At 53.3% G+C, this 24114-nt stretch carries 26 protein-coding genes; 13 read left to right on the forward strand and 13 right to left on the reverse strand.

All coding sequences use genetic code 11. The annotated features are described in order from the left end of the window. The first annotated feature begins 1 nt into the window (after window position 1). The gene (locus tag E3E23_RS01380) at window positions 2-472 is read left to right on the forward strand and encodes a DUF192 domain-containing protein (protein WP_167905858.1); all 471 of its coding nucleotides are present in this window, start codon (window positions 2-4) and stop codon (window positions 470-472) included. Here E3E23_RS01380 and E3E23_RS01385 read toward each other — a convergent pair. Continuing rightward, the gene (locus E3E23_RS01385) at window positions 469-816 is read right to left on the reverse strand and encodes a 6-carboxytetrahydropterin synthase (protein ID WP_167905859.1); all 348 of its coding nucleotides are present in this window, start codon (window positions 814-816) and stop codon (window positions 469-471) included. The two genes, E3E23_RS01380 and E3E23_RS01385, sit on opposite strands and share 4 nt — an antisense overlap. A 178-nt stretch (window positions 817-994) precedes the next feature. Between E3E23_RS01385 and metG the strand changes: the two genes are divergently transcribed. Next, window positions 995-3196, forward strand: coding sequence for a methionine--tRNA ligase (metG, locus tag E3E23_RS01390; RefSeq protein ID WP_167905860.1), 2202 nt, complete (start codon window positions 995-997; stop codon window positions 3194-3196). A gap of 7 nt (window positions 3197-3203) precedes the next feature. On the opposite strand, the gene E3E23_RS01395 is transcribed toward metG, so the two are convergent. From E3E23_RS01395 to E3E23_RS01405, 3 genes are read right to left on the reverse strand one after another with little or no spacing between them, the layout of a single operon-like run. Continuing rightward, a complete protein-coding gene (locus E3E23_RS01395; RefSeq protein WP_167905861.1) occupies window positions 3204-4052 on the reverse strand; it encodes a helix-turn-helix domain-containing protein in 849 nt (282 codons plus the stop codon). Window positions 4053-4088: 36 nt separating this feature from the next. Continuing rightward, entirely contained in the window at window positions 4089-5297 is a 1209-nt protein-coding gene (locus E3E23_RS01400) for a hypothetical protein (protein ID WP_371807509.1), read from the reverse strand. Between the two features lie 55 nt (window positions 5298-5352). Beyond that, window positions 5353-5634, reverse strand: a complete 282-nt coding sequence (locus tag E3E23_RS01405) for a hypothetical protein (protein ID WP_167905862.1) — start codon at window positions 5632-5634, stop codon at window positions 5353-5355. A 105-nt stretch (window positions 5635-5739) separates the two neighbouring features. Between E3E23_RS01405 and E3E23_RS01410 the strand changes: the two genes are divergently transcribed. Next, entirely contained in the window at window positions 5740-6297 is a 558-nt protein-coding gene (locus tag E3E23_RS01410; RefSeq protein ID WP_167905863.1) for a hypothetical protein, read from the forward strand. On the opposite strand, the gene E3E23_RS01415 is transcribed toward E3E23_RS01410, so the two are convergent. From E3E23_RS01415 to E3E23_RS01425, 3 genes are read right to left on the reverse strand one after another with little or no spacing between them, the layout of a single operon-like run. Continuing rightward, the gene (locus E3E23_RS01415) at window positions 6239-7003 is read right to left on the reverse strand and encodes a sulfite exporter TauE/SafE family protein (protein ID WP_167905864.1); all 765 of its coding nucleotides are present in this window, start codon (window positions 7001-7003) and stop codon (window positions 6239-6241) included. The genes E3E23_RS01410 and E3E23_RS01415 overlap by 59 nt on opposite strands. Window positions 7004-7016: 13 nt before the next feature. After that, window positions 7017-8012: a M42 family metallopeptidase gene (locus tag E3E23_RS01420; RefSeq protein ID WP_167906533.1), complete on the reverse strand. Its 996-nt coding sequence runs from the start codon at window positions 8010-8012 to the stop codon at window positions 7017-7019. A gap of 10 nt (window positions 8013-8022) precedes the next feature. After that, window positions 8023-9024 carry a 2-hydroxyacid dehydrogenase gene (locus tag E3E23_RS01425; RefSeq protein ID WP_167905865.1) on the reverse strand — a complete coding sequence of 334 codons (1002 nt, stop codon included), beginning with the start codon at window positions 9022-9024 and terminating at the stop codon, window positions 8023-8025. Window positions 9025-9124: 100 nt separating this feature from the next. On the opposite strand from E3E23_RS01425, the gene proS reads away from it, so the two are divergent. Then, window positions 9125-10573, forward strand: coding sequence for a proline--tRNA ligase (proS, locus tag E3E23_RS01430; protein WP_167906534.1), 1449 nt, complete (start codon window positions 9125-9127; stop codon window positions 10571-10573). Window positions 10574-10650: 77 nt separating this feature from the next. Here the strand turns inward: proS and E3E23_RS01435 are convergent, their stop codons facing one another. Further along, the gene (locus tag E3E23_RS01435) at window positions 10651-11037 is read right to left on the reverse strand and encodes a pyrolysin (RefSeq protein ID WP_167905866.1); all 387 of its coding nucleotides are present in this window, start codon (window positions 11035-11037) and stop codon (window positions 10651-10653) included. 91 nt (window positions 11038-11128) lie between these two features. On the opposite strand from E3E23_RS01435, the gene E3E23_RS01440 reads away from it, so the two are divergent. Then, window positions 11129-12733 (forward strand): carbamoyltransferase, encoded by a 1605-nt coding sequence (locus E3E23_RS01440; protein WP_167905867.1) that lies wholly within the window; start codon window positions 11129-11131, stop codon window positions 12731-12733. A gap of 79 nt (window positions 12734-12812) precedes the next feature. Then, on the forward strand, window positions 12813-13982 hold the full coding sequence (locus E3E23_RS01445; RefSeq protein WP_167906535.1) for a pyridoxal phosphate-dependent aminotransferase: 1170 nt from the start codon (window positions 12813-12815) through the stop codon (window positions 13980-13982). A 23-nt stretch (window positions 13983-14005) separates the two neighbouring features. On the opposite strand, the gene E3E23_RS01450 is transcribed toward E3E23_RS01445, so the two are convergent. The 3 genes from E3E23_RS01450 to E3E23_RS01460 are packed head-to-tail and all read right to left on the reverse strand — an operon-like array spanning window position 14006 to window position 16091. Continuing rightward, complete coding sequence (locus tag E3E23_RS01450; protein WP_167905868.1) at window positions 14006-14650, reverse strand: metallophosphoesterase; 645 nt, start codon at window positions 14648-14650, stop codon at window positions 14006-14008. Between the two features lie 33 nt (window positions 14651-14683). Further along, the gene (gene htpX / locus E3E23_RS01455; RefSeq protein ID WP_167905869.1) at window positions 14684-15556 is read right to left on the reverse strand and encodes a zinc metalloprotease HtpX; all 873 of its coding nucleotides are present in this window, start codon (window positions 15554-15556) and stop codon (window positions 14684-14686) included. Window positions 15557-15560: 4 nt separating this feature from the next. Continuing rightward, window positions 15561-16091, reverse strand: coding sequence for an adenylate kinase family protein (locus E3E23_RS01460; protein ID WP_167905870.1), 531 nt, complete (start codon window positions 16089-16091; stop codon window positions 15561-15563). 134 nt (window positions 16092-16225) lie between these two features. Here E3E23_RS01460 and E3E23_RS01465 point away from each other — a divergent pair, with 134 nt between their 5' ends. Further along, on the forward strand, window positions 16226-16447 hold the full coding sequence (locus E3E23_RS01465) for a hypothetical protein (protein ID WP_206205590.1): 222 nt from the start codon (window positions 16226-16228) through the stop codon (window positions 16445-16447). 41 nt (window positions 16448-16488) lie between these two features. Here the strand turns inward: E3E23_RS01465 and E3E23_RS01470 are convergent, their stop codons facing one another. Beyond that, a complete protein-coding gene (locus tag E3E23_RS01470) occupies window positions 16489-17706 on the reverse strand; it encodes a methionine adenosyltransferase (protein WP_167905871.1) in 1218 nt (405 codons plus the stop codon). A 335-nt stretch (window positions 17707-18041) separates the two neighbouring features. Here E3E23_RS01470 and E3E23_RS01475 point away from each other — a divergent pair, with 335 nt between their 5' ends. The 5 genes from E3E23_RS01475 to E3E23_RS01495 are packed head-to-tail and all read left to right on the forward strand — an operon-like array spanning window position 18042 to window position 20666. Then, window positions 18042-18659, forward strand: coding sequence for a haloacid dehalogenase (locus E3E23_RS01475; protein WP_167905872.1), 618 nt, complete (start codon window positions 18042-18044; stop codon window positions 18657-18659). A gap of 30 nt (window positions 18660-18689) precedes the next feature. Next, the gene (locus tag E3E23_RS01480) at window positions 18690-19259 is read left to right on the forward strand and encodes an endonuclease V (protein ID WP_167905873.1); all 570 of its coding nucleotides are present in this window, start codon (window positions 18690-18692) and stop codon (window positions 19257-19259) included. Further along, entirely contained in the window at window positions 19256-19894 is a 639-nt protein-coding gene (locus E3E23_RS01485) for a DUF120 domain-containing protein (RefSeq protein WP_167905874.1), read from the forward strand. Before E3E23_RS01480 ends, E3E23_RS01485 begins: the two co-directional genes overlap by 4 nt. Beyond that, on the forward strand, window positions 19891-20415 hold the full coding sequence (locus E3E23_RS01490; protein ID WP_167905875.1) for a hypothetical protein: 525 nt from the start codon (window positions 19891-19893) through the stop codon (window positions 20413-20415). Before E3E23_RS01485 ends, E3E23_RS01490 begins: the two co-directional genes overlap by 4 nt. A gap of 41 nt (window positions 20416-20456) precedes the next feature. After that, on the forward strand, window positions 20457-20666 hold the full coding sequence (locus E3E23_RS01495; protein WP_068666737.1) for a PRC-barrel domain-containing protein: 210 nt from the start codon (window positions 20457-20459) through the stop codon (window positions 20664-20666). A gap of 2 nt (window positions 20667-20668) precedes the next feature. On the opposite strand, the gene E3E23_RS01500 is transcribed toward E3E23_RS01495, so the two are convergent. Then, on the reverse strand, window positions 20669-22132 hold the full coding sequence (locus E3E23_RS01500; protein WP_167905876.1) for a DHH family phosphoesterase: 1464 nt from the start codon (window positions 22130-22132) through the stop codon (window positions 20669-20671). A 112-nt stretch (window positions 22133-22244) separates the two neighbouring features. Here E3E23_RS01500 and E3E23_RS01505 point away from each other — a divergent pair, with 112 nt between their 5' ends. Beyond that, on the forward strand, window positions 22245-23963 hold the full coding sequence (locus E3E23_RS01505; protein ID WP_167906538.1) for a hypothetical protein: 1719 nt from the start codon (window positions 22245-22247) through the stop codon (window positions 23961-23963). Window positions 23964-24114 lie beyond the last annotated feature (151 nt).

Below are 24114 nucleotides of genomic sequence, written 5' to 3' on the forward strand. Positions count from 1 at the left end.
TATGCTGGTAAACGAGAGTAAAAGAAAGGTCTGGCACGGGAAGGTAGAGCTAGCAGATACGTTCTTCAAGCGGTTTAAGGGGTTGATGCTGGTTAGAAACGTCAATTACGCCCTTGTCTTCGTCCTGCCCGCTGAAACCAGGGTAAACGCTTCAATTCATATGTTCTTCATGCTGAGCGACATCGACGTAATCTGGCTCGACTCTTCTCGTCGGGTGGTGGATTTCAAGACAGCCAGAAAGTGGCGAGTCTATGCTCCCAAAAAGGCCGCCAAGTACATAATCGAGGGCCCAGTGGGGATGATAAAGACCCTGGAGATTGAGGAAGGCGACTTGATAAGCTGGAGCCCGAGTGAGGAGAAAGAAAAAGCGATTCCAGTCAAAATTTCCCTGCCGGAAAAGCTCTCCTTCGAGAGTTCAAACGGTGTGGCGATGGCGGAGAGCGTTAGTAAACTAAAAACCAAAAAGGCCTAAAACTCGAGCTCCACTCCATTCTCCTCTCCTTCCCATAGGACTATCCTCTGGAGCCTGACACCCTCGGGGAGCTTCTTTTTAACCTCTTCCGCTATCCAGAGGGCGACGTTCTCAGTCGTCGGGTTCTCAAAGAGGGCGTTGAGGTTCCTGTGGTCGAGCCTCTCGATAATTTCATTGACTATTCTTCTCAGCTCAAGAAAGTCCATAACGTAGCCCTCTCTGAGTTCCCCCTCAACAGCAACCTCAAGCCAGAAGGTGTGGCCGTGTATCTCCTCGGGCTTTCCATCTATGATAACGGCATGGGCCGCCTCAAATTTGAAACGCTCGACGATGCGGGACTTCATTTTGCTCACCCTGACTTTCTTACCATCCGGAACCCAAATTAGCGCCAACGCCCTAAAACCTTTGGGATCGATTTATGTATAACTCAACATATTTTTGGCCTTTAAAAATAACCCACCGTAATGCTTAAAACCCGCAGGTCTTATAAGGAGCTAAAACGACGGTGTGGCGGTGGTTAAAATGGTCAGGTACATGGTGACTTCCGCTCTTCCCTACGCCAACGGGCCGATTCATGCTGGACACCTTGCTGGAGCGTATCTGCCTGCGGACATATTCGTCCGCTATCTGAGGCTCAAGGGGGAGGAAGTGATTTTCATCAGCGGAACCGATGAACACGGGACACCAATAACCTTCCGAGCGCTCAAAGAGGGGAGAAGCCCGAGGGAGATAGTCGACTACTACCACGAGCACATCAAAACGACCTTTGAGAGGGCCAAGATAAGCTTCGACTACTTTGGCAGAACTGAACTGCCGGTCCACTACCGCATAAGCCAGGAGTTCTTCCTGAAGGCCCTCGAAAACGGCCACCTCGTTAAAAAGGTGAGCAAGCAGGCCTACTGTGAGCACGACAAGATGTTTCTCCCAGACAGGTACGTCATAGGCACGTGCCCCTACTGCGGTGCCGAGAACCAGAGGGGAGACCAGTGTGAGGTCTGCGGCCACCCGCTCACGCCGGAAGAGCTCATAAACCCGCGCTGCAACATCTGTGGCAATCCAATAACCTTCAAGGACTCTGCCCACTACTATATCAAGATGCAGGACTTCGCAGAAAAGCTGAAGGAGTGGGTCCAAAGCCAGGAGCACTGGAAGCCGAACGTCAGAAACACCGTCCTTGGCTGGATTGACGAGGGGCTTGAGGAGAGGGCCATAACAAGGGACTTGAACTGGGGCATTCCAGTGCCGCTCGACGACGAGGACGTCAAGGGCAAGGTTCTCTACGTCTGGTTTGAAGCGCCGATAGGGTACATCAGCATAACCGTCGAGCACCTCAAGAGGGAAGGCAAAGAGGATGAGTGGAAGAAGTTCTGGCTCAACCTTGACGGACAAACAAAGGTCATCCACTTCATCGGCAAGGACAACATACCCTTCCACGCGATATTCTGGCCGGCTTTCCTGATGGCCTACGGCAAGTACCAGGACGGAGAGACCGAGGCCGAGTGGCTCCTTCCGTACGACATCCCCGCCAACGAGTACCTCAACCTGGAAGGCAAGAAGTTCTCAACGAGCAGGAACTGGGCCATCTGGGTGCACGAGTTCCTCGACGCCTTCCCGGCTGACTACCTCCGCTATTACCTCACCGCCATAATGCCCGAGACGAGGGACAGCGACTTCAGCTTCGCCGACTTCAAGACAAAGATTAACGAGGAGCTGGTGAACAACCTCGGAAACTTCGTGCACAGGGCTTTGACCTTCGTCAACCGCTACTTCGACGGCGTCGTTCCCGAAAGGGGCGAGCTTGATGATCTGGACAGGCAGGCCTTCGAGGAGATTGAAGCTACCTTCAGAGAAACCGGTGAGCTGATAAGTCAGTACCGCTTCAAAGATGCTCTCAGGCGCGTAATGGAGCTGGCAATCTTCGGCAACCGCTACTTCGACTACCAGAAGCCATGGAAGACTGCCAAGGAAGACCGCGAGAGGACGGCAACGACCGTAAACGTCTCCCTCCAGATCGTCAAGACCCTTGGAATACTCCTGGAGCCGTTCCTTCCGGATGCGAGCGAGAAGATATGGCACCTGCTCAACCTCGAGGAGACCAAGCGCTGGGAGTTCACCGAGATTCCAGCTGGCCACAGGGTTAGGAGGGCCGAGATTCTCTTCAGGAAGGTCACCGACGAGGACATAATATTCTTCATCGTGAACTACGTAGCCAGGGGCAACCCTGAGAGCGCAAGGCTGCTCCTCGACAAGTACTACAGGACGGACGATGTAGTTAAGGTTGCCCTCGAGAGGTTCGGTGAGAAGCGTAGAGATGAGGCCATGGCAATCCTTAAGAGCATATACGGCGAGAGGCTTGAGAAAAAGGCCAAAAAGGAGAAGAAAAAGGAGGGTGGAAAAGTGGAGTACGTCAAGTTCGAGGACTTCATGAAGCTCGACTTGAGGGTTGGGAAGATTATTGAGGTACAGGACCACCCGAACGCCGACAAGCTCTACGTGGTAAAGGTTGACCTCGGTGACGAGGTCAGGCAGCTCGTCGCTGGACTCAAGAAGTACTACAGCAAGGACAACCTCCTCAACCGCTACGTCGTCATCATAGCCAACCTTGAGCCCAAGAAGCTCAGAGGAATAGAGAGCCAGGGAATGCTGCTGGCAGCGGACGACGGCGAGAACGTTGCACTGCTCATGCCAGACAAGGAGATAAAGCTGGGAGCAAGGATAAGGTGAGGGGAGCTCAGAGCCTGAGCTCCACCCAGTTTTCCTTTCTGCCTTTTATGACCTTCACCAGCCCCTTCCGCTCCAGGCGCTTGAACATCCTCCAGGCAGTAGTTTTGGGAAGTCCGATGGCCTCCCGCACCTCCGCCTGACTCGCTCTGCCGCCTTTGTCGAAGATGTAGAGCAGGGCCCTTTTTTCCTCATCGTTTAGCTCGAGTCCCTCAAGCTTCTTCTCGAACTCCTCGCGCGTGAGCTTAGGTCTTCCCATTCCCCCGCTGCCTCTCCTTCTGAGGAGGTATGCGGCTATACCTCCAACCGCGGCGACACCAACGAAGAGAGCAATGGGGAGGTAGTTCGGCGAGTTCTCCTCGGAAGTTCCAGTGTACTGGAGGGTGTAGGAGACGCTCTGGTTTCCTGGAGGCATAGTTATGGAGTTGCCCGCTATCTCGAGGGGAATGTCGCTCAGGTCAACCACTATGGCGTTCTCTGGGATAACCACGGTGAAAGGGCTCTCAGACGAAACCTTGAGCGTCCAGACAATGCCATCCTTGGATGTTAAGTCGGGAGTATAATAGGAGACCCTGACGACCTGGGCATCCTCTGAGTAAATCAAAAGGCTGCCGTTATCTAGCCGGAAGTTCAGGGGGTTCCCGTTCTCATCCTCTACAAAGAGGTTCTCATAATGCTCTCCGAGGAGGGAAACCTCAATTTGAGAGGCGTAATCAGCGGGGAGGAGCTCGTATTCAACCTTAACGTAGCCGTCCTCGTAGACGGTCAGAACCAGAGACGAGACGGTATACTCTCCACTAACCACCGGAACGAGAATGAGAGCCGTTATCATGAATATCACGAGCGACTTCCTCTCCATTTAAGCATCCCTCCAAATCAAATGAAAAGGGAAAGGTCATGCATGGGCAAGGATGAACTCGTCGACCCTGTGGAGCATGTCCAGGGCTATTGCGAAATGAGCCTTGGCCTGGAGCGGCTTTCTGTCCTTAAGGAGTTCAACGCCTATCCTGAGCTCCTGCACGGCGGTCTTTAGCTGGATCTCCGCGCGGGTGGTGTCTACGCCCTCCCTCTTGAGCTCGGCCAGTGCCTTGGCGTCCTTCCCAATCCTGTCGTTCATTTCCCTGAGGAAGGCCCTGATGTCGTTAAGCCTCTCCTCAAGCTCCCTTTCGTAGACCTTCATCCTGATGAACTCAATGGCTTTTTGGAATTCCCTGATGGTCTCCCTGTTTTCGTCCATTACTTTGAGGGCCTCCCCCCACTTGCCCTCGTCGGCAAGGGCCTTCACTTCGTCGTACACGGCAAGGAAAGCGTTGAGTCTCTCCTGGAGTTCAGCGGTGTCGTAGCCGTTCTCCTGGGCCTTCTCGATTGCCTGCTGGGCGATTTCTATTCCCTTCTCGCCCTTGATGAGGAACTCCTGGACTATCTTATCCGCGTTTGCATAGGCGAGCTCCTCGCGAACCTTCCCCAGCTCCTCGTCGAGTAGGACCTTCTTCTCTAGGGCAACCTCGTAGTCTGCCTTGGCCTTCTCTATGTCCCCAGCCTTCAGGTCATCGAGGACGAGCTTGTAAGCGGCTTTGGCCTCGTTGTAAAGCTGAATTATGTTGCTCACGTCTATTCCCTGGTTCTGGGCGAACCTGATAGTCTTCTCGACCATCTGGAAGTATTCCATCATCCTCTCAGCCTCGATCCTGATGCGCTCCCTGAGATCCTGAACCCTATCTGCCGCTTCCTGAAGCCCTGAGAGGGCGAGCTTGTAGTAGTGCATCGCCGTCAGGCTGTCCAGGATTGAGTTGTAGTAGCCCCCGGCCTCATATTCGCTGATAGCCCTGTCCTTATATTCCTCTGCGGTTTCGTAGTTAGTCAGTATGCTGGAATTCTCGGGCAGCTTGTCCTTAATAGGTTCTATCCTATCCTCAGCAAACTTACTCAGCCTCTGCAGCTGGTTGATGAGCTGCTCCGCTATCACCATCTCCCTGGTGCTGTTGTCCAGAAGGGTTGCATCGCTTGCAGTGGCGTTGTCTTCGGCCATGCTCAGTGGAACGACGCTTCCAAGCAACAGCAGGACGAGGGCAAGTGCCCCCCACTTCGTGCCTGCCATGGGCATCACCGTTCATACCTACTGGCTCAACCTATTTGAGGAATCCTGTGAAAAGTACGTTTCACACCGTTCCATTCTTCTCGAGCTCCCTTATATACAGAGCAGTGGCACAAATTCCCTCAATTATGCTTCCAAACGCTGGAATATCCCCAAACTGAGAGTATAGGCTTCCGTAGTTGGAGTGCCACGCGTCCACCTGCTTCCTTCCCCTACCTGTTATGATGTAAATCACCCAGCCCTTCTCCTCAAGTGTCTCGATAAGCTTCCAAGCATTGGTCATATCACTCTCGTCGCGGATTTCAATCCCGTACTCGACCTTCACCCTCTCGAAGAGCTCTTTCATTTTCCCACCAGCCTAATATGGGAGGCTTGACTAATAAACCTGAGCCCCAGTCTCTTGAAAAACGCTTTAATGATTTATAGGCAAATTATTTTTGGTGGCGGGGCATTGAAGCGTGAGGTTCTCATATTCTGGCTCATTGCTGTTCTCGCCGTGATAGTTACTCAGCCTGGAGCAATAGGTGTGGCCAACTGGGACGCTCCCTACGGCTTTTACAAGGATTTGGGTGCGTGGATGGAAGCAGCCTTTGGAGTCTCGGTTTTTGTTTTCTTGTATGGCCTTTTGAGGAGAGAAAAGATAGGGATCATTAGCCTGACCCTTCACGCGCTCCTCCTGATTTCTATCGCGGTGGTAGGCTATCAGGCAGACATGCTGGCACTCGATGAGGTCAACCCGAATTTCAGCTTCTTTGATTTCATTGTGGTTTCCTTCCTGATGGCATCGATGGCCCTTTACCTCTTCTTACCGAGCCTTCCGTGGGTTCTCACGGGAAAAGCTTACTACTCATACGACAGGCCACTGGTTATAGCAGAGGTCGTTCTGACGGCCATTGCTGTGACTATCTATCTGCTCTACAGAAAATCAGAGGAGAAAGAGAAGAGAGACCTCACGGCACAGGATAACCCAGCCCCTTCAGAATCATCCTCAGGGCAAGCAGAGCCATGACGACCGCGAAGGCGTTCTTCAGGTTCTTCGCCTTGGTTCTCTTGGCAATCCTTGCCCCGAGCTGGGCGCCGACTATCAAGCCCGGAATGAGGAGAACGAGCCAGTGAAGCTCGACGTTCCCCAGGGTGTAGTGCTTTATGGCACCAGCCGTGGCGGTGAAGACTATGGCGAAGCTGGAAGTGGCCACCGCGTAGTGTATCGGGAGACCGAGCCACGTCAGGAAGGGCACGTTGATTATCCCTCCTCCGACGCCGAGCAGGCCACTCGCTATTCCAGCGAAAAAGCCGCCGATTGGGACGAGCCTGTAGTCAACCTCCACGTCTTCAAGCCTTACTTCCGTTGGCTCCGCCGTTTTCTTGCGGTAAATCCTGATTGCGACTATGATGAGCGTTGCTCCAAAGATGACCTTAAGCGTTCCAGCGCTTATGAAGCTCGTCATCCAGGCCCCGATGTATGCTCCAATCACTGCGGTGCTAGCGAGCAGAAGGCCAATCTTGTAGTGTATCCTCTTCTGCCTAGAGTATGCGAGGGCAGAGCTCAGTGAGGTAAAAACAACCGCGGCGGAGGAAGTTCCCACCGCGTGGTGTATCTCAACCCCAAGCAGGTTAAGCGTCGGCACTATCAGAAAGCCCCCACCGAGGCCGAAGAGGGCCGCGAGGATTCCTATGAACACGCCAACCGCGAAATAGCCAAGGTATTTGAGCAATCAATCACCTCCGTTACAGCTCGAAGGCTATCGCCTCTATGAGCTTTATCAGTGCCTCAAGGTCGCCCAAGTGGAGCGTCTCGACCTCGCTGTGGAGGTACTTTATGGGCACGCTCAGGGCCAAAACCTCGCTCTTGCTCTGGAAGACAGAGGCGTCTGTTCCGCCTCCAGTCACACCGATCTGAATAGGTATATCGTTCTTCTCCGCTATTTCCCAGACCTTCCTAGCGAGCCTGCGAGTGTAAATCGCTGAGTTGTCCACGGCCCTTATGAGCGCTCCGCCACCGAGCTTCACATCTCCAGTCAGCTCGGAGCAGCAGGCGAAGGAATCGATGGCGAATGCGTACTTTGGAGAGTAGTGCTCCGCGAGGAACTTGGCCCCCTTAAGGCCTATCTCCTCCTGGACGGTGAAGGCAAAGATGAAGCGGCCGTTGAGGTCGTGGTCGACCAGGTCCTTAATAGCCTCAACGAGGGCAACCACACCGAAGCGGTCGTCCAAGGAGCGGGTCGAGACGTAGCGGTTGTTGAGCACCGCGAAGTGCTTCTTGAAGACCGCATAGTCCAGAACCTTGACTCCCATCTCGAGGGCTTCCTCCTTGCTCTCCGCTCCGATGTCAATGGTGAGCCTGTTCCATGGAACCGTATCGAACTTCCTCTCAAGGTTCAGGTGGACTGGCAAAGCCCCTATAACGCCGTCGAGCTTCCCGCTCTCGGTGATTACATCCACGTGCCTGCCGTAGAGGAGGCGGTCGTCTATTCCACCGATTTTCCTGAAGCGGAGCTTCCCATCGGGGGTTATGCCCGTAATCAGAAGCCCAATCTCGTCCATGTGGGCCATGAAGATGGCCTTGAGCTCACCCTCGCCCAGCTCTACGATGAGGTTTCCGATAGTGTCCACGGTGCAGTCCACGTAGGGCTCAAGCCATTCCATGAGCTTCTCCCTAACATTCTCCTCGTAGCCGGAAATACCTGGTATGGCGGTTATCTCCCTCAGCTCTTCAACGAGCATTTTCATCACCTCAGAGCATCTTTACCTCCTCAATCGGTCTGACCTTTAGAACCTCCCGATTAACTAAGTCTCCTGGAACCTCACCGCGGAGAACGGTGAGAAGGTTCTTCACAGCCCGAAAGCCCATGTCCTCCATTGCTTCCCTGCTCAGACCAGCGTGGTGCGGCGTTAGAACCGTCTCCCACTCCATGCCGAAGAGCTCGTGCTCGGTAACGGGCTCCCTCTCGAAGACGTCCGTGGCGTAGCCCTTCAGCTTTCCGTCTTTCAGTGCCTTCACGAGGGCCTCCTCATCCACGAGGCTTCCGCGGCCGATGTTGACGAGGTATTTCCCTTCCATGAGCTTTAGGCGTTCCTCGTTGATGATGTGGTAGGTTTCCGGCGTTGCAGGGAGGGCCAAAACAACGATGTCAGCGCTCTTGAGAACCTCCTCGAGCGGGAGGTACTTCGCGTTAACCTCTTCTTCGATGTCTTTCTTCCTCGAGCGCGACCAGTACACCACTTCCGTGCCGAGCGCCTTGACTCGCCTCGCTATGGCCTTCCCTATCGCCCCCATGCCGAGTATCCCAACGGTTTTGCCGTAAACGGTCTCAATGTCCTTGAAGCCACTCCATATTACTGTGTGAGACTCCCACTTTCCAGCACGTATGAACCTGTCGGTGTAGGCTATCTTCCTGAGGAGGGCTATCATAAGCCCGACGGCGAACTCGGCGACTGCCTCGCTTAGAACACCGCTAACCTTTGTGACGTATATTCCCCTCTCGGTGGCGGCCTTCACGTCGACGTGGTCGTAGCCGGCGGAGTGGCAGCTTATAACTTTGAGCCTTTCGGCCCTCTCGATGACTTCACGCGGGATTGGGTTTAAGGGGGAAACAATTATCCCGTCGAATTCCCCAATTTTCTCCTTGAGCTCCTCCACACTTGGATATAGGAGCAGCTCAACGTCTGCGTGCTTTTTGAGTTCCTCTAAAGGCTTGCTTTTCATTTTAAAAAGAACGCCCACCTTTGGTCTCATGTTTCCCACCTTAAGATGATTATCGAAACGGGCTAATAAGTTTTCCGCCTCCCGGGAAAGCTTAAAAAGTTTTTCTGGCCTCTCACTTTAGGTGGTGCCGATGAAGGTTGAGCGAAAGAAGTGGAGCGAGGAGTTCAGCGAGTGGTACAACGAGCTGATTGAAACTGCCGGGATACAGGACAAGCGCTACCCGGTCAAGGGAATGAACATCTGGCTCCCGTACGGGCTTAAAATAATGCGCAACATTGAGAGGTTCATACATGCCGAGATGGAAAGAACCGGCCACGATGAGGTTCTCTTCCCGGCACTCATCCCTGAAACCGAGTTCCAGAAGGAGGCAGAACACATAGCGGGCTTTGAAGGTGAGGTCTTCTGGGTCACCCACGCAGGTCACGATCCCCTCGACATCAAGCTCATCCTCAGGCCGACGAGCGAGACGGCAATGTACTCAATGTTCGCTCTCTGGATTCGCTCACATGCCGACCTTCCCTTCAAGGTCTACCAGATAGTTAACACCTACCGCTACGAGACCAAGCACACGAGGCCGCTCATCCGTGTCAGGGAGATTAGCAGGTTTTTTGAAGCTCACACAGCCCATGACAGCTTTGAAGACGCCGAGAGGCAGATAAAGGAGGATCTTGAGATATTCGACAACCTCGCCAAGTTCCTTGCAATCCCATACATCGTCTCCAAGAGGCCCGAATGGGACAAGTTCCCGGGTGCATACTACTCCCTCGGCGCCGAGGTCATGATGCCCGACGGGAGAACGCTCCAGATAGGAACGATGCACAACTACAGGCAGAACTTTGCCAAGGCCTACGAGATACTCTACGAGACCGAGGATGGCGACCATGAGTACGTCCACCAGACGACCTTCGGAATGAGCGAGAGGCTTTTGGCTGCTGTCATAGCCATCCACGGCGACGACAGGGGAATGGTCCTGCCACCGACGATAGCGCCGATCCAGGTAGTCATAGTACCGATTCCGAAGAAAGACGCCGAGGCCGATGTGTTCGCCTACGCGAGGGAGATAGCGGATGAGCTTAAAGCCGCAGGAATCAGGGTGCATGTAGACGAGCGCGACATAAGGCCGGGCAGGAAGTTCTACGACTGGGAGCTCAAGGGCGTGCCGCTTAGAATAGAGGTCGGCCCGAGAGACGTCGAAGGAAGAAAAGCAGTTCTGGCGAGACGTGACACGCTCACGAAGGAGACCGTTGAGAGGGAGGGAATAGTCGAGGCCGTCAGGAAGACCCTCGACGAAATCCACGCGAACCTCTACACGAGGGCAGAGGAGTTCCTCAGGAGCCACATAAAGCGCGTTGACACCATCGAGGAGGCCAAGGCCGTCTTTGAGGACAGGCGCGGAATAGTCGAGATTCCCTGGTGCGGCGAGGAGGAGTGCGGTCTGAAAATGGAAGAGGAACTCGAAGCTAAGATGCTCGGAACGCCCTATCCCGAGGAGAAGGCCAGGGAGGGCACTGAAGGCAAGAAGTGTCCCATCTGCGGAAGGGAAGCCAAGTTCATCGCCAGGTTTGCGAGAACATACTGAACTTTCCTTTCTATTCTCCCACACTTCACTTTTGGAGTACAGTTAGAAAACAGTCGAGAAAAGGGAATAGGGCAAAATCAGGCGCTCTCGTTCTCGATGACGGCTTCAAGGAGCTCGACGGCCTGCTTGATGTAGAGGTAGGCCTTCCTGATGTGGACGCTGAAGACAACCCAGCGCAGGGTCCTTCCCTCGTCCGGAATGCCGTACATCAGCGCCTTCTCGAATTCGGCGGTGGCGTTGGTGTAGAGCTCCATCGCAAGCTGGAGTGTCTCGTTGCTGACGTTGGCCTGGACGCTGAGGTTGTAGAGCTCGTTGAACTTCTCCTCGTCGCTCTGGTAGAGGTAGTACCAGGCGATGGACTGCTTGATGAAGTTCTCATAGCTCCAAGCGGTGGCACCGGCGGCTCCCGCGAATGGGACAAGTGCCACCATCAAAACCACGAGGAGTGCAACGGCCCTCTTCATGGTTCCACCCCCTTCAAATGTATTCATCCATGAGTACCTTTAAATTCTTTTCTCCCCTAACGTTTAAAAAATGAACATCGAATGAAGTACTATGATTTTGGGAATCCACGACGGCCACGATGCAGGGGCTGTGCTAATAGATGGTGAGAGGATTTTCGCGGTCAACGAGGAGAGGCTGAACAGAGTTAAGAAGTACCGCGGCTTTCCGGAGCTGAGCGTTAGGAAAGTCCTTGAGATGGCGGACGCTTCAATAGAAGACGTCGAGGTTATAGCGGTAGCTGGCGTTTTCAGGAAGCAGAAGAGGCTTCTGGAGCTTGAGGCCCATCTCAGGGACATCTTTGGCCCGGACTTCAAGCGAAAGGTCCTCTTCGTCGAGCACCACCTCGCCCACTCGGCGAGTGCCTACTACACGAGCGGCTGGAAGGATGCTATAGCCCTAAGCATAGACGCTGCCGGAGATGGGTTGAGCTCATCAATCTATATCGCGAGAGATGGAGAGATGATTAAAATCGCCCAGAGCACCTATCTAGACTCCCTCGGCGACTTCTATGCATCGGTTACCGAGCTGCTCGGTTTCAAGCCGATGAGACACGAGGGTAAAGTGATGAGCCTGGCAGCATACGGAAGACCGAGCTACGACTTAAGCAACATCATCGAGCTCAACGGCCTAACCTTTGACAATCACCTCAAGCTCATCGGCGTCGAGGCGACGAGAAAGTTCGCCGAGCTCTTCGGCTATCCTCTAAGTAAAGCCAAAGAGATAGCCAGTCAGATGAAGCGCGGGAAGCTTGACGGCGAACTCCAGAGAAGGGCAATAGAGATAGCGGCCAGCGCTCAGGCGCACCTCGAAAAGCTCATTGACGAGCTAGGGCTTAAGCTGAAGGACTATGGTCTTCCGCTCGCCTACGCCGGCGGAGTTGCCCAGAACGTCAAGGCCAACGCCATTCTGAGAAAGCTCTTCCCAAGCTTGTGGGTCTTCCCAGCGATGGACGATGGAGGACTGGCGTTTGGAGCAGCGGTCTTCGTTAAGGCCCAGATGGAAAGGCTCGACGGAAGGTGGAGACCCTTCAAGCTTGAGCACGTTTACCTTGGCCCTGGCTACTCAAGGGAAGAAGTTGAGGGGTTCCTTAAGGAAGAGGGCATCGCCTACGAGGAAGTAAGCGACGTCCCCTCCTTCGTTGCAGATGCGCTAACCGATGGAAAAATCGTCGCCTTCTTCCAGGGGAGAATGGAGTTTGGGCCAAGAGCCTTGGGCAACCGCTCTATTTTAGCAGACCCAAGGGAGGAGGGAGTTAAGGAGAGGCTCAACGTGGCCCTAAGGAGAGACGTCTTCCAGCCCTTCGCACCTTCGATGCTCGAAGAGCGGACAGAAGAATATCTGGCAGACCTCAACGGCGAGCCCAACAGGTTCATGACGATGAGCTACACCGCGAGCGACGAGTTTAGAAGGGAAGCCCCGGCGGTTGTCCACGTGGACGGAACAACGAGGCCGCAGAGCGTTGTGAGGGAGCTCAACCCAGTTTACTACGACATCATAAAAGCCTTTGAGAGGAGAACTGGCCTTGGCGCTGTGCTGAACACGAGCTTCAACATGCACGGCGAACCGATAGTCTGCTCGCCGAAGGATGCCCTCGAAAGCTTCAGAAAGGCGGGGCTGGACGTGCTGGTTCTTGAGGGATTTGTCGTTCATCAGTGAACTTTACTATTCTTCGATGTCCATCTTTTCGCTGAGGTAAAGTTATAAACATTGGACCGAAGGGCCTTTGGTGATTCTCATGGCGCTGAGCGACAGATTAGATCTCGTTAACCCTTCTGAGATTAGAAAGCTCTTCGACCTCGCTCAGGGTGTCGAGGGCCTCATCTCACTCGGAATCGGAGAACCTGACTTTGACACCCCAGAGCATATCAAGGAGTACGCAAAAGAGGCCCTAGACAAGGGGATGACACATTATAGCCCCAACGCCGGAATCATGATGCTCCGCGAGGCCGTTGCATGGAAGCTAAAGGAGCAGAACGGCATCGAGGTTGACCCCAAGAGCCAGGTAATGATAACCGTCGGGGCCAACCAGGCGTTCATCATGGGGCTCGCAGCGTTTCTCAGGGATAACGAGGAGGTTCTGATCCCAAGCCCGATGTTCGTGAGCTATGCCCCAGCGGTAATCCTCGCAGGAGGAAAACCAGTTGAAGTCCCGACCTATGAAGAGAACGAGTTCCGCCTGAGCGTTGATGACCTCGAGAAATACGTTACCGAGAAGACGAGGGCCCTCATAATAAACAGTCCGAACAACCCAACGGGAGCCGTTTTGACCAAGAAGGACCTCGAGGAGATAGCCGATTTTGCCGTCGAGCACGACCTGATAGTTTTCAGCGACGAGGTTTATGAGCACTTCGTTTACGACGGCGTCAGAAACCACAGCATAGCGGCTCTCGACGGCATGTTCGAGAGGACGATAACGATAAACGGCTTCTCCAAGACTTTCGCCATGACCGGCTGGCGCCTCGGCTTCGTTGCCGCGCCGGAGTGGATAATCGAAAAGATGACCCGCTTCCAGATGTACAACGCCACCTGTCCCGTAACTTTCGTCCAGTACGCGGCTGCAAAAGCTTTGAGGGACGAGAGGAGCTGGAAGGCCGTCGAGGAGATGCGCAGGGAGTACGAAAGGAGGAGAAACCTCGTCTGGAAGAGGCTGAACGAGATGGGCCTGCCGACAGTCAAACCGAAGGGAGCCTTCTACATATTCCCGCGCATAAAGGACACTGGGCTGACGAGCAAAGAGTTCAGCGAACTGATGCTCCTCGAGGCGAAGGTCGCGGTCGTTCCCGGCAGCGCCTTCGGAGAGGCCGGCGAGGGCTACATAAGGATAAGCTACGCCACTGCCTACGAGCAGCTTGAAGAAGCAATGGACAGAATGGAGAAGGTGTTAAAAGAGAAAAAGCTGGTCTGAGGTTTTCCTTTTTCCATTTGACCTCACAGGCGCTCCAACATGGCGTTTATCTCTTCTCCAACTTCTATGATCGCGTAGTAGCCTTTGAAGAGCGGCCCAGGGTTTATTACAGTGGTTTCTCCAATTCTGTCGACGCCCCTCGCCTCGTGGATGTGGCCGCAGATGACCAGGGGCGGCTGCCTCTCCTCGATGAAACTCCTCAACGCCTTACTGCCGACGTGAAGTCCGGAGCGAACTTTGTCAGTTACCGTGTTGTAGGGTGGAGCGTGGGAGAGTATCACGTCTCCCTTTTGGTAGTTCCTCTCAAGAATCCCGTGGATTTCTTCTTCGGTTAGCTCCCATATTGTGTTGAAAGGGGTGATGTTTGAGCCACCGACTCCAACGACGCCCAGTCCGTTGAGCTCAACCCGCTTGTTGTGGACAGAAATTCCGAGTTCTTCCAAAAGCTCTGGCACGTCCCTGCCGTCGCAGTTGCCGTGGACGGCTATGATTGGCTTGCCGAGCTCCAAGAGAGGCCCCAGAATCCTCCTGGCCGTTTCAGCACCGCTGAAGTTGGTTACGTCCCCTGCAATGAGCAGGGCATCGAAGTCCTCCGCAGAGAGCCTGCTGGAGAACTTCTCGACCATTTCGAGGTTTCCATGGAGGTCAGTTATAGCGACAAGCCTCATTGCTACCACCTCAGAACAAAAATGATGAGAGACTCAGAAGTACATGCCCATCTCCTCGGCTATCTTCCTGAGGCGCGCTATCCTCTTCTCCGTTGGCGGGTGGGTGGAGAACAACTCGGCGACACTCATTCCCCTGAAGGGGTTCACTATGAACATATGAGCGGTGGCTGGGTTGCCTTCGCTCATAGGCCTGTATCTCACCGCGGCTTCAATCTTTTCGAGTGCCCTCGCGAGGGCCCACGGCTTGCCGCTTATTCTGGCCCCAGTTTCGTCCGCCAGGTACTCCCTTGAGCGGCTTATTGCCATCTGTATCATCATCGCCACTATCGGGGCGAGGATGGCTATGAGGATAGCCGTGATCACGTTGCTTCCGTCCCTGTCGTCCCTGCCAAAGCCGCCGAAGATGGCTACCCACCTCGCCCAGTAGGCGAGGTTAATTATGGCCCCAGCCAGGGCTGCCGCAATTGTGCTTATGAGTATGTCCCTGTTCTTTACGTGGCCCAGCTCGTGAGCTATGACTCCTTCGAGCTCGTCCCTGTCGAGAATCCTAAGGAGACCTTGGGTAACAGCCACTACCGCGTGCTTAGGATCCCTGCCAGTCGCGAAGGCGTTTGGCGTCTCGCTGGGAATTATCGCAATCCTTGGCGTGGGAATGCCCGCCTTTTCGGCGAGCTTTCTGACTATAGCGTAGAGCTCTGGGGCCTCGCTCTCGTCCACTATCCTTGCCCTGTACCAAGCGAGCACTATCTTGTCGCTGTACCAGTAGGAGAAGGAGTTTATCGCCAGCGCGAAGAGGAACATCAGGAAGGCCGCGTCCTGGCCGCCTATGACGTAGCCGATGGCCATCAACAGGCCAGTGAGGAAACCCATGAGCAGGCTTGTTCTCAACCAGAGCTCAAGTCCCATTCTATCACCTCCTCAGATATTTTACTATATCGTCAAACCTGTCACTCCAGTCTACAATTCCAACGCGCCTTTTAACTCCTCCCTCCAAGAGGTGTACTATTTCCTCTACGATTTCTTCGGGAGTCTTTCCAGTTGTATCCACTTCAATCACGTTCTCGTTCTCTTCCAGAGCCTCAACCAGTATCTCGTCTATGAGCTCGGCCTCCACGTTCTCCCCTACCTTTTCCTTTGGGTAGTCCCTCTCAATTAAACGTTGCGCCACAATTTTGGGGTCTGCCCTCAGGACTATCACGAAATCCACCGGAACGTAGTGGCTCAGATGGCCGTCTATGACCACGTTCTCCCCAATGGTCTTGTCCATGACCTCGGCGAGCTCATCAACGTCTATCTCGATTTCATCGCCAACCCTCTCGCCTATCCCGTGTTCGACCGCGAAGTCTTTTACGCTTATGTACTCGTAGCCCAGCCTCCCGGCGAGCAGTTTTGAGACTGTTGTCTTCCCAACCCCAGGCGTTCCTGTTATTGCTATCCTCATGCCCTCACCAGTTTTAATAACCACAAGTAGGTTTTTAAACCTATGGTCTCGCTTCGACACTTGTCGATTTCAACTTTAGCAGAAAACGAAAGACTTATAAGGTTTGGGGCCCCTAATTATGGCAGGTGAGTAGTATGAAGCGGCTGAAATCCACCCTACTTCAGAAGAGGCTTCAGGTGGTAAGGGAAAGGAAAAAGATGCTCCTCCTCGAGGAGGCCAGGCTGGTTAGGCTTTCCCGCCAGAAGAAAATAGCTGCGGAGGTTCTTTCCAAGGTTAGGAAGGAGAAGTTCCAGGTCTTGATGGAAGAAGCAAGGCTCATAAGAACCCTTAAGCAGAGCGGCTACCCAGCCGTCTGACTCCCTCAACTTTAAAAACTTTGTAAAGAAAGGGGAAAAGCTCAGAAGACGGTGAGCTTGTCCTCAAGAATCATCTTCTGGATCTTGGTTATGTCGGCGAGCCAAGCGTCGGCTATCTCGTAGGCGGGCTTCTGTATGGCATCGATGCTGTAGCCCTTCTTAGGTATCACCTGGATGCTGGCAACGAGCGGCTCGTCAATCGGCTTGCCTATCTGGCTGAGTATCCTGACGTAGACCTCCTCGACGCCCTCGACCTGCTCGGCGATGTCGTTGGCGATGAGCATCGAGAGGAGGTTGTAAATCTTTCCAACGTGGCTGACCGGGTTCTTTCCAGCGGCGGCCTCCATGCTCATGTGCCTGTTTGGAGTGATGAGGCCGTTAACACGGTTGCCCCTACCAACGGAACCGTCGTCGCCGGCCTCGGCTGAAGTTCCGGTGACGGTGATGTAGTAGATGCCCTTCTCCGGGTCGTCGGCGGTGTTGACGTAGATGTTGACCTTCCTCTCGGTGTGGGCCTCGGCGACGCCCTTAGCGGCCTCGTAGATGGCCTCCTTGACGACAAAGTACTCCTCAGGGTTCTGAACCTCGCTGTCGACTATGGCGGCGGCTATAGTTATGTCTATCTCATCGCCCCTCCTGAGGCCCATGACCTTGATGTCCTCACCAACAGCCGGCCACTTCTTCTTGAACTCGTCGCTGTTGAGCAGCTTTTCGGTCTCAAGGACTATCCTCTCGGTTTCGCTAAGCGGAGCGTAGCCGACACCGAAGGAGGTGTCGTTGGCGAGCGGAATCGGAGTCTCCTTGGCCTTGTTGAAGACTCCAACGAGGTCAACGCTTCCCTGGCCTATGCGGGAGTCGATGACGACGTGGTAGTCGAGATCAAGGTGCCTGACGGCATTCTTCAGGTACTCCCTGGCAGCCTTTATTGCGACCTCGTGAACGGGGAACATCTCCCTATCGACTATCTCGACAGCCCTACCGGAGAGGAGAATGTAAATTGGCTTGATGACCTCACCGCCACCGAAGCGCGGGTAGGCCTTACCGCCAACGACCTCGACCTGATCCGTGTTGTGGTGGAGGATAATTCCATATCTCTTTATGTACTCCCTGCTGAGAGCCCTGCTAACGGCCTCGGCTATACCGTCGGCTATGCTGTCGGGGTGTCCTATTCCCTTTCTTTCGACGAGCTCGACCTTCTGCATCTCCACAGGAGTCCTAACGAGCTCCTCAACCACTATGTTCCTAACCTTCTCGGCCATGAGCGTCACCTCAACTTTGTTGTCTTGGACGGGTCTGTTCATCAGCTTATATAATTTTCGGCATGAATTAGGAAGACTAATATTCTCCACAGTTATGAAATCCGAAACCCTTAAAATTTTCCTCGAAAATTCTCCATAACGGGTAAGCATCCGACGCCGCTCGGCAGCCCGGCCGTGGGAGCTTCCCAAAGGGATGCTGTGAGCACGGTGGACGGCCGAGCGAACAGGGCTTGGCCTCCGGACCGCTCGAGACTGCCTTCCGGCTTTCGATGAAGGCGGGGGATCAGCCAAGCCCACATTTTTAAGGACTTCCCCCAACTTTTTCTGGTGAAAACATGGGGCTGAAGAAAATAGTCTCCGAGATTAGAGCCGTTCTCGACGAAAAGGACGCCCTCAGGGAAGAAGCATTGAAACTCACGAGAGAGATAGTAAGACTGAGCGGGGACACGATAAAGGCCCTCCACAGGGGAGAAATTGAGAAAGCCGAGGAGAGGCTCAAACTGGCGCGCGAGAAAGTTGCGCAGCTGAGGGAGAGACTGGCCGACCACCCAGACCTCTACTTCAGCGGCTACGTCCAGAGCGCTCACCAGGAGTTCGTTGAGGCGACGCTTTTCTACAGCTACATCGCTGGGAGGGACTTCCCGTCCCCGGGAGAACTCGGCGTTCCAGCGGCGGACTATGCCCTGGGCATAGGGGACTTCATCGGCGAGCTGAGGAGACATTTCCTGCTGTTGCTCCTTGAGGGCAAACTGGATAAAGCCGAGGAAGTCTACAGATTCATGGAAGAGGCCTACGAGGAGCTCATGACGCTCGAATATCCAAAAGGTCTTGTAAACATTCGCCAGAAGCAGGATCAGGCAAGGCACATTCTCGAGAGAACTCTCGAAGATTTGACGAGGGCGAAGCTGAGCAAGAGCCTAGAGGAGAAGCTCGAGAAAACTCTAAAGGATTAGCTAATTACATAATTAGGTGATTCAGTTATTATGGAATTAAACAAAAAGCTCGAGAGGATTGCGGAGGTTCAGCGGAAGCTCGCCGCCAGGGTAGTCGAGAGGCCGCTCAACTTGGAGGACATCGAAACAGTTGGGGCAGTTGATGTTTCCTACAGGGAGAGCCTCGCGAGGAGCGCTTTCATCCTGTGCTCTTTTCCTTCCTGCGAGGTTCTGAAATCCAAGGTTATAGAAACCGAAGTTAGCTTTCCCTACGTTTCGACGTTCTTTTTCCTCAGGGAGACAAGGTCAGTCCTCTTGGCCCTTCGCGGTGAAGAGTTCGATGTCCTGCTCGTCGAGGGCCACGGAAGGGCACACCCCAGGGGCTACGGGCTGGCCTCCCATATAGGTCTCCTACTCCATAAACCAACCATAGGCGTCGCCAAAAGGCCCCTGCGCGGCGTTCCTGAGGAATCCTTCGTGAGGGTGGGAAAAGCTTATGTAAGCGTCGGACATCTAATCGATTTGAACTCTGCGGTGAGAATCGTTGAAGCTCTACTAGAGCGAGGCTATCCAAAACCGCTAAAACTCGCTGATAGGCTCTCAAAGAGGGGAAGCCTATGAAGAAGCTCAAACTGCTAGTCACGCTCGCAAAAAGGGGTGCGATAGGTGAAAAAGTCAAGATAACTCTCAGGGAGCTCGCCGATGAGCTAGAAATATCTCCCCAATCGGTTCTCAGGCTGCTAGACGAGATGGAGAAGGAAGGCCTGGTTTCCAAAGAGGTCTTGGGCAGGAAAACCTACGTCGAGATAGACCATGAGGGGCTAGCGTTCCTCGAAAGCCTCTGCGATGCCATCTCCGAGGCGCTCTACAACGGGGTAATAATAGGAGAGGTAATCTCAGGAATCGGAGAGGGGGCCTATTACGTTAAGCAGTACGCCCACCTAATAAGGGAGTACCTCGGTTTCGATCCATATCCCGGAACGCTCAACATCAGGGTTCTCTTCCCGAAGACCGTTTTCGACGCCCTCTGTGGGGTCAGGCCTGTTGTACTCCCGGGCTTCACCAAGGATGGCAGAACCTTTGGGGACGTCAAGGCCTACCGCATTAGGATCAACGACATAGAGGGCGCGATAGTGGTACCCTCGAGAACCGTCCATCCGCCCAGAATAGCTGAAATAATAGCTCCCGTCTATTTGAGGGAAGCACTAAACCTTAAGGACGGGTCAAGAATAACTCTAAGGGTCGTGAAAGGATGAAGGAGGAATGGAAGTCCATCCTAACAGGGGCGGGAATCGGAGCGTTTCTTGGATTCACCGTGGCAGTGGCACTCTACTCCACCCTCAACAACGATGATGTGGTATACTTGATATACGTGGGCATGCTCATCGGTGCACTCCTCGGCCTTAGGTACAGGATTGAGGTCAACGCCTCCGCCTATTCCTTTCCCCTTGGTTTTGCGGTCACTGTTATCCTAGCCGGCATCTGGATGGTGAGGGACGTAAGGCCGACCGAGGTCTACCTGTTCCTGGCCGCAGTGATGACTATAATGCTCTTCATAAAATCCGAGGGTCTTTTAGACATGTTCCTCGTGCCGATAACATACTTCGGGGGCTTTACAGTGGCTATGCTGGCCTTTAAGGGCTACCAGCCGCTCCAGGGGACAGAAGGTGCTGTTGTAAGCCTCTTTGTGGTTGGTGTGATGGGGGCGATCTTAGCATTCTTTGCGGTCTTCGCGAGGTGGACCTTTACAAAAGCGAAGAAGATCCCAATGAGGTAACGTTTAAATATGTTCGCCAGTAACCTACTCTGGTGGTTAGAATGGTGATGCGTCTCTCGAGGCTCTACGGAAAGCAGATTTACAACACCAGGGGCTACTATGTCGGCTACGTCGACGAGGTTCTCATTGAGATAGACAAAGGACGCGGGAAGATCCTTGCCCTTGGACTGCCTGGCGAGAAAGTCGGCGTTCCCTACGACAGGGTCACGGCGATAGGCGACATAATCCTCGTAAGGTCAAAAGAAGAGTGAGGCTAAGCCTCTTTAACTTTTAATGCCTCAAGGAACTTTTCCGTTATTGCCTCTTCTGCCAGCCTTAGGAGAGAGCTCTTGTCCTTGGCTAGCTTGAAGATCCCGAGGGGAATCCTCGCGCCGCCAGACTGGGCGTGGCCACCGCCGCTTCCGATGTCGCCAAAGGCCTCCCTGAGAACTGCCCCGATATTGACCCTGACGTCGCGCGTTCTGGCTGAAATCTCAATCCTGTCGTCAACGATGCCGAAGACGAGAACCGTCGTTATTCCCTCCAGCCTCAGGAGGAAGTCCGCCGATTCCGCTATGGCGTCGCGGTTGGTGATGAACCCAACGTTGGAAATGACCACGTTCTTGTAGATGCGCCTGTTCATTATGGCCTTCGCGAGTATCTCGGCAGTTTCAGTGGATATGTCCGGGTGCTCTATCTTATCGAGGAGCTCATAGTCCACCTTCTCGGCTAAGAACTCAATGGCCTTCAAATCGACATGACTGAGTTTGGAGAACTTTTTGGTGTCGATATATACGCCATAGAACAGGGCCGTCCCGAGGATGTGGTTAACCGAGATGTTGAGCATCCTCAGATATTCTGCCAGTATTGCGGAGGAGGAATGGACCTCGGGCCTTATGTCAAGGAAGGCATCCTCGGGAAGGAGCTCCTGAAGGTGCTGGAGGATTTGATGGTGGTCGATGAGAACTTTTATCTTTTCGTAGTCACTCTGGTCGAGTATCGTCAGGTTTCCATTAGGCTGACAGTCAACGAGGGCTATGAAGGGGTAGCGCCTCAGCTCATAGGAGCCGCGGGATATTTTCCTGAGCTCTACTCCGAGGAGGTTCACAAAGGCCCTGTTCTCGTGGTGGGTTATCTCACCACCGTAGACTATCTGGGTCTTGAATCCGAGGGTCTGGGCTATGACGCTCAGGGCTGTGGCGCTTGCTATCGCGTCTGGGTCGGGATTGTCGTGTATGACAATGAGAAGGGAATCTCCCTCGTTCCGAAGCTCCTTGAGCTTCTTGACGAGAAGGTTGGCGTTTTTCTTTTCTCCGAGCATCTCAACTGTCCTTACCATTGCATCCTTGAGTGCAGCCCTTGGAGAGATCGCATAGTCCACTTTGACCTCCGCCTCAAACTCCTCATTTATCTGAGAGATGAGCTCATCAAGGCTTATTTCGTCAGGTAAGACAGTCAGAATAGGAATTTCTTTGTTGTTTGTACGTATGACGTAGACGGTTTTTTTGATTGTATCGACGTTCATCGTCGTGATTATAGCCATCTCGGCCCTCTCAATTCCAGCTTTCAGGAGTGTAGCTGTATATGAGAAATCACCTTGAATTACCTGAAAACCGCTCTCTTCAAGGGCCTTAGCCCGAAGCTCGTCTTTTTCGATGATTATAATCTCAAATTCTCCCTTGAGAGACTCAGCTATTGAGCGGCCGATTGCGCCACCCCCGAGTATCAGCACCCTCATGTTTCTCACCTTTTGCACGATAATGTTTAAATATAAGCGCTAATATACTAAGACGGTGAATTCCCTCGGGATTTCTTTGATAGAAGGATATATATAGCTAATGGTGATGAGGATGCAGCTGCCAGACAAGCAACCACTCATGGAGAACGTTGTAGTAACTTCGGTAGGGGAACTGGGAGACCTCATACAAAAAGCCCTCTCTGAGGGAAGCGGAGCGTTTCTTAAGATATTCGCCAAGGACGCGAGCGGAAAGTACTACGTTACTGTTCTCTTTGACAGATCCAAGATCTTGGCTGCAGAATGTCTGCTGGTGGACAAAAAGGAGAATCTGATCGGGGAAGAAGTAATCAGGCTGTTGAAGTCATTCATTGGTAAACCCCTGGTCGTTGACGTTTATGCCCTCGATGATCTGGAAATAAAGCTATCGATAGCGGATAACGTTGATGTATACGTCCAGACCCCGAAGATTCCACTAGACGAGCTGTTTAAGGTGAAAGCTCCCCCCGAGAAACCAACAAAGAGGGAGGAAGTAGCGGCCATAGCTGCAGCCGAGGCTGCCCCTGCGATACCAAAGCCAACCTCCATCGAGGAAGTTATGGAGAAAAAGGTTGAGGAGAAACTTCGAGAGGTTGCAAAGGAAGAGCCAAAACCCGCCCCAGTAACGAAGCCCGAGGTTATCATTAACTTAACGGGAGGGACCATTCCCGAGAACGCGTTCCAGATATATGCAGAGGACCTCCTGAATGAGGCCAAGAAGATAAAAGGTCTCAGAATCCACAGGATCGAGTTCGATGCCAACATTGGTGAGGGTGTCGTTTACCTCAACGTTCACATCCAAGGTTCCTCGGACGGGAGCGCAAGGGATATCGAGATAGCGGAGAAGAGAATGCTCCACGCGGTCAGCAAGTATGCTCCAGTTCTCCTTAGAGAAGCGGAGATTAAGCCAATAATCAGGGACGTTAGTATTGTCATTGACGGTGAGGAGGTCAAACCGCAGGAGATAGTTGACAGGGACAAAAAGAAGACTGGCAACGTTACGAAGGACGGGAGGATAACCCTCTCCGTTCTTGAGGATGTCTGGCCGTACTTCAGTGCCTACGCCAGAACTGTCATCACTGAAATAGAGAGCGCCGAGATAAGGATCAAGAAGGCCCACTTCGACGTGAAGGGACGCAGGGAGTTTGAAATAAACCTCTCTATGGCAGCGGAAACGGGAATGTCAAAAGACGAAGTCAGGAGAATTGTGAAGGATGTTCTCAGCAGACACGCAAGGGAGCTCAGCAGGAGCATAAAGAGGTATATAACAGTCCACAACATCGAGATCGAAATTATCACTCCCGAAGTTACGGCACCTTCCACCACCCACGCTACCACAGTCGGCACTTCAAGCAAAGCCGCCGAAATCCTTGCCAAAAAGGCACTCCTTGAGAAAGAAGTTGAACAACTCCTCAAGCAGGCGGGGATAGAAGAGCTCTCAATACTCACGGAAGAGAAAAAGAAGGAAGCTGAGGAAGCAATGCTCAAGAGCCGCATAGAACCTGCTGTAGAAACCCTCAAGAGCAGGATACACGCTGAGCTCAAGCTCGTTCCGAGGGTCACCTTTAAGTGGCTCAAGATGAACCACGAGGTCAGGGGCTCAACTGTCTACGTCGACATCGAGGCTAGCTTCCTGAGAGAGAGCGTTGGGGGACTCTTTGGCTCATTCTCTGGGGTCTCCGACGATAGGATACGCAGGGACGTTGCGGAAACTATAAACAGGGTTATAAAAGAAGTCTCAAGGGAGCACGGAATTGGAATGGTCCTTCGGAAGCTCAACGTTATTATCCGCTGATTGTTTCATTATCTTTTTCAGCACTCAAGATCGTCATCATCCTGACGTCAGTTCTGCCGAGGTCATCATCTATGTTACCGTGGCTGGGCCCCCTTATAACATTGACCCCGCTGACTTTTAGTCCGTCATCGAAACGTTAAGTTTTTAAGCT

The organism is Thermococcus sp. CX2, assembly GCF_012027555.1.
Taxonomy (GTDB): Archaea; Methanobacteriota_B; Thermococci; order Thermococcales; family Thermococcaceae; genus Thermococcus.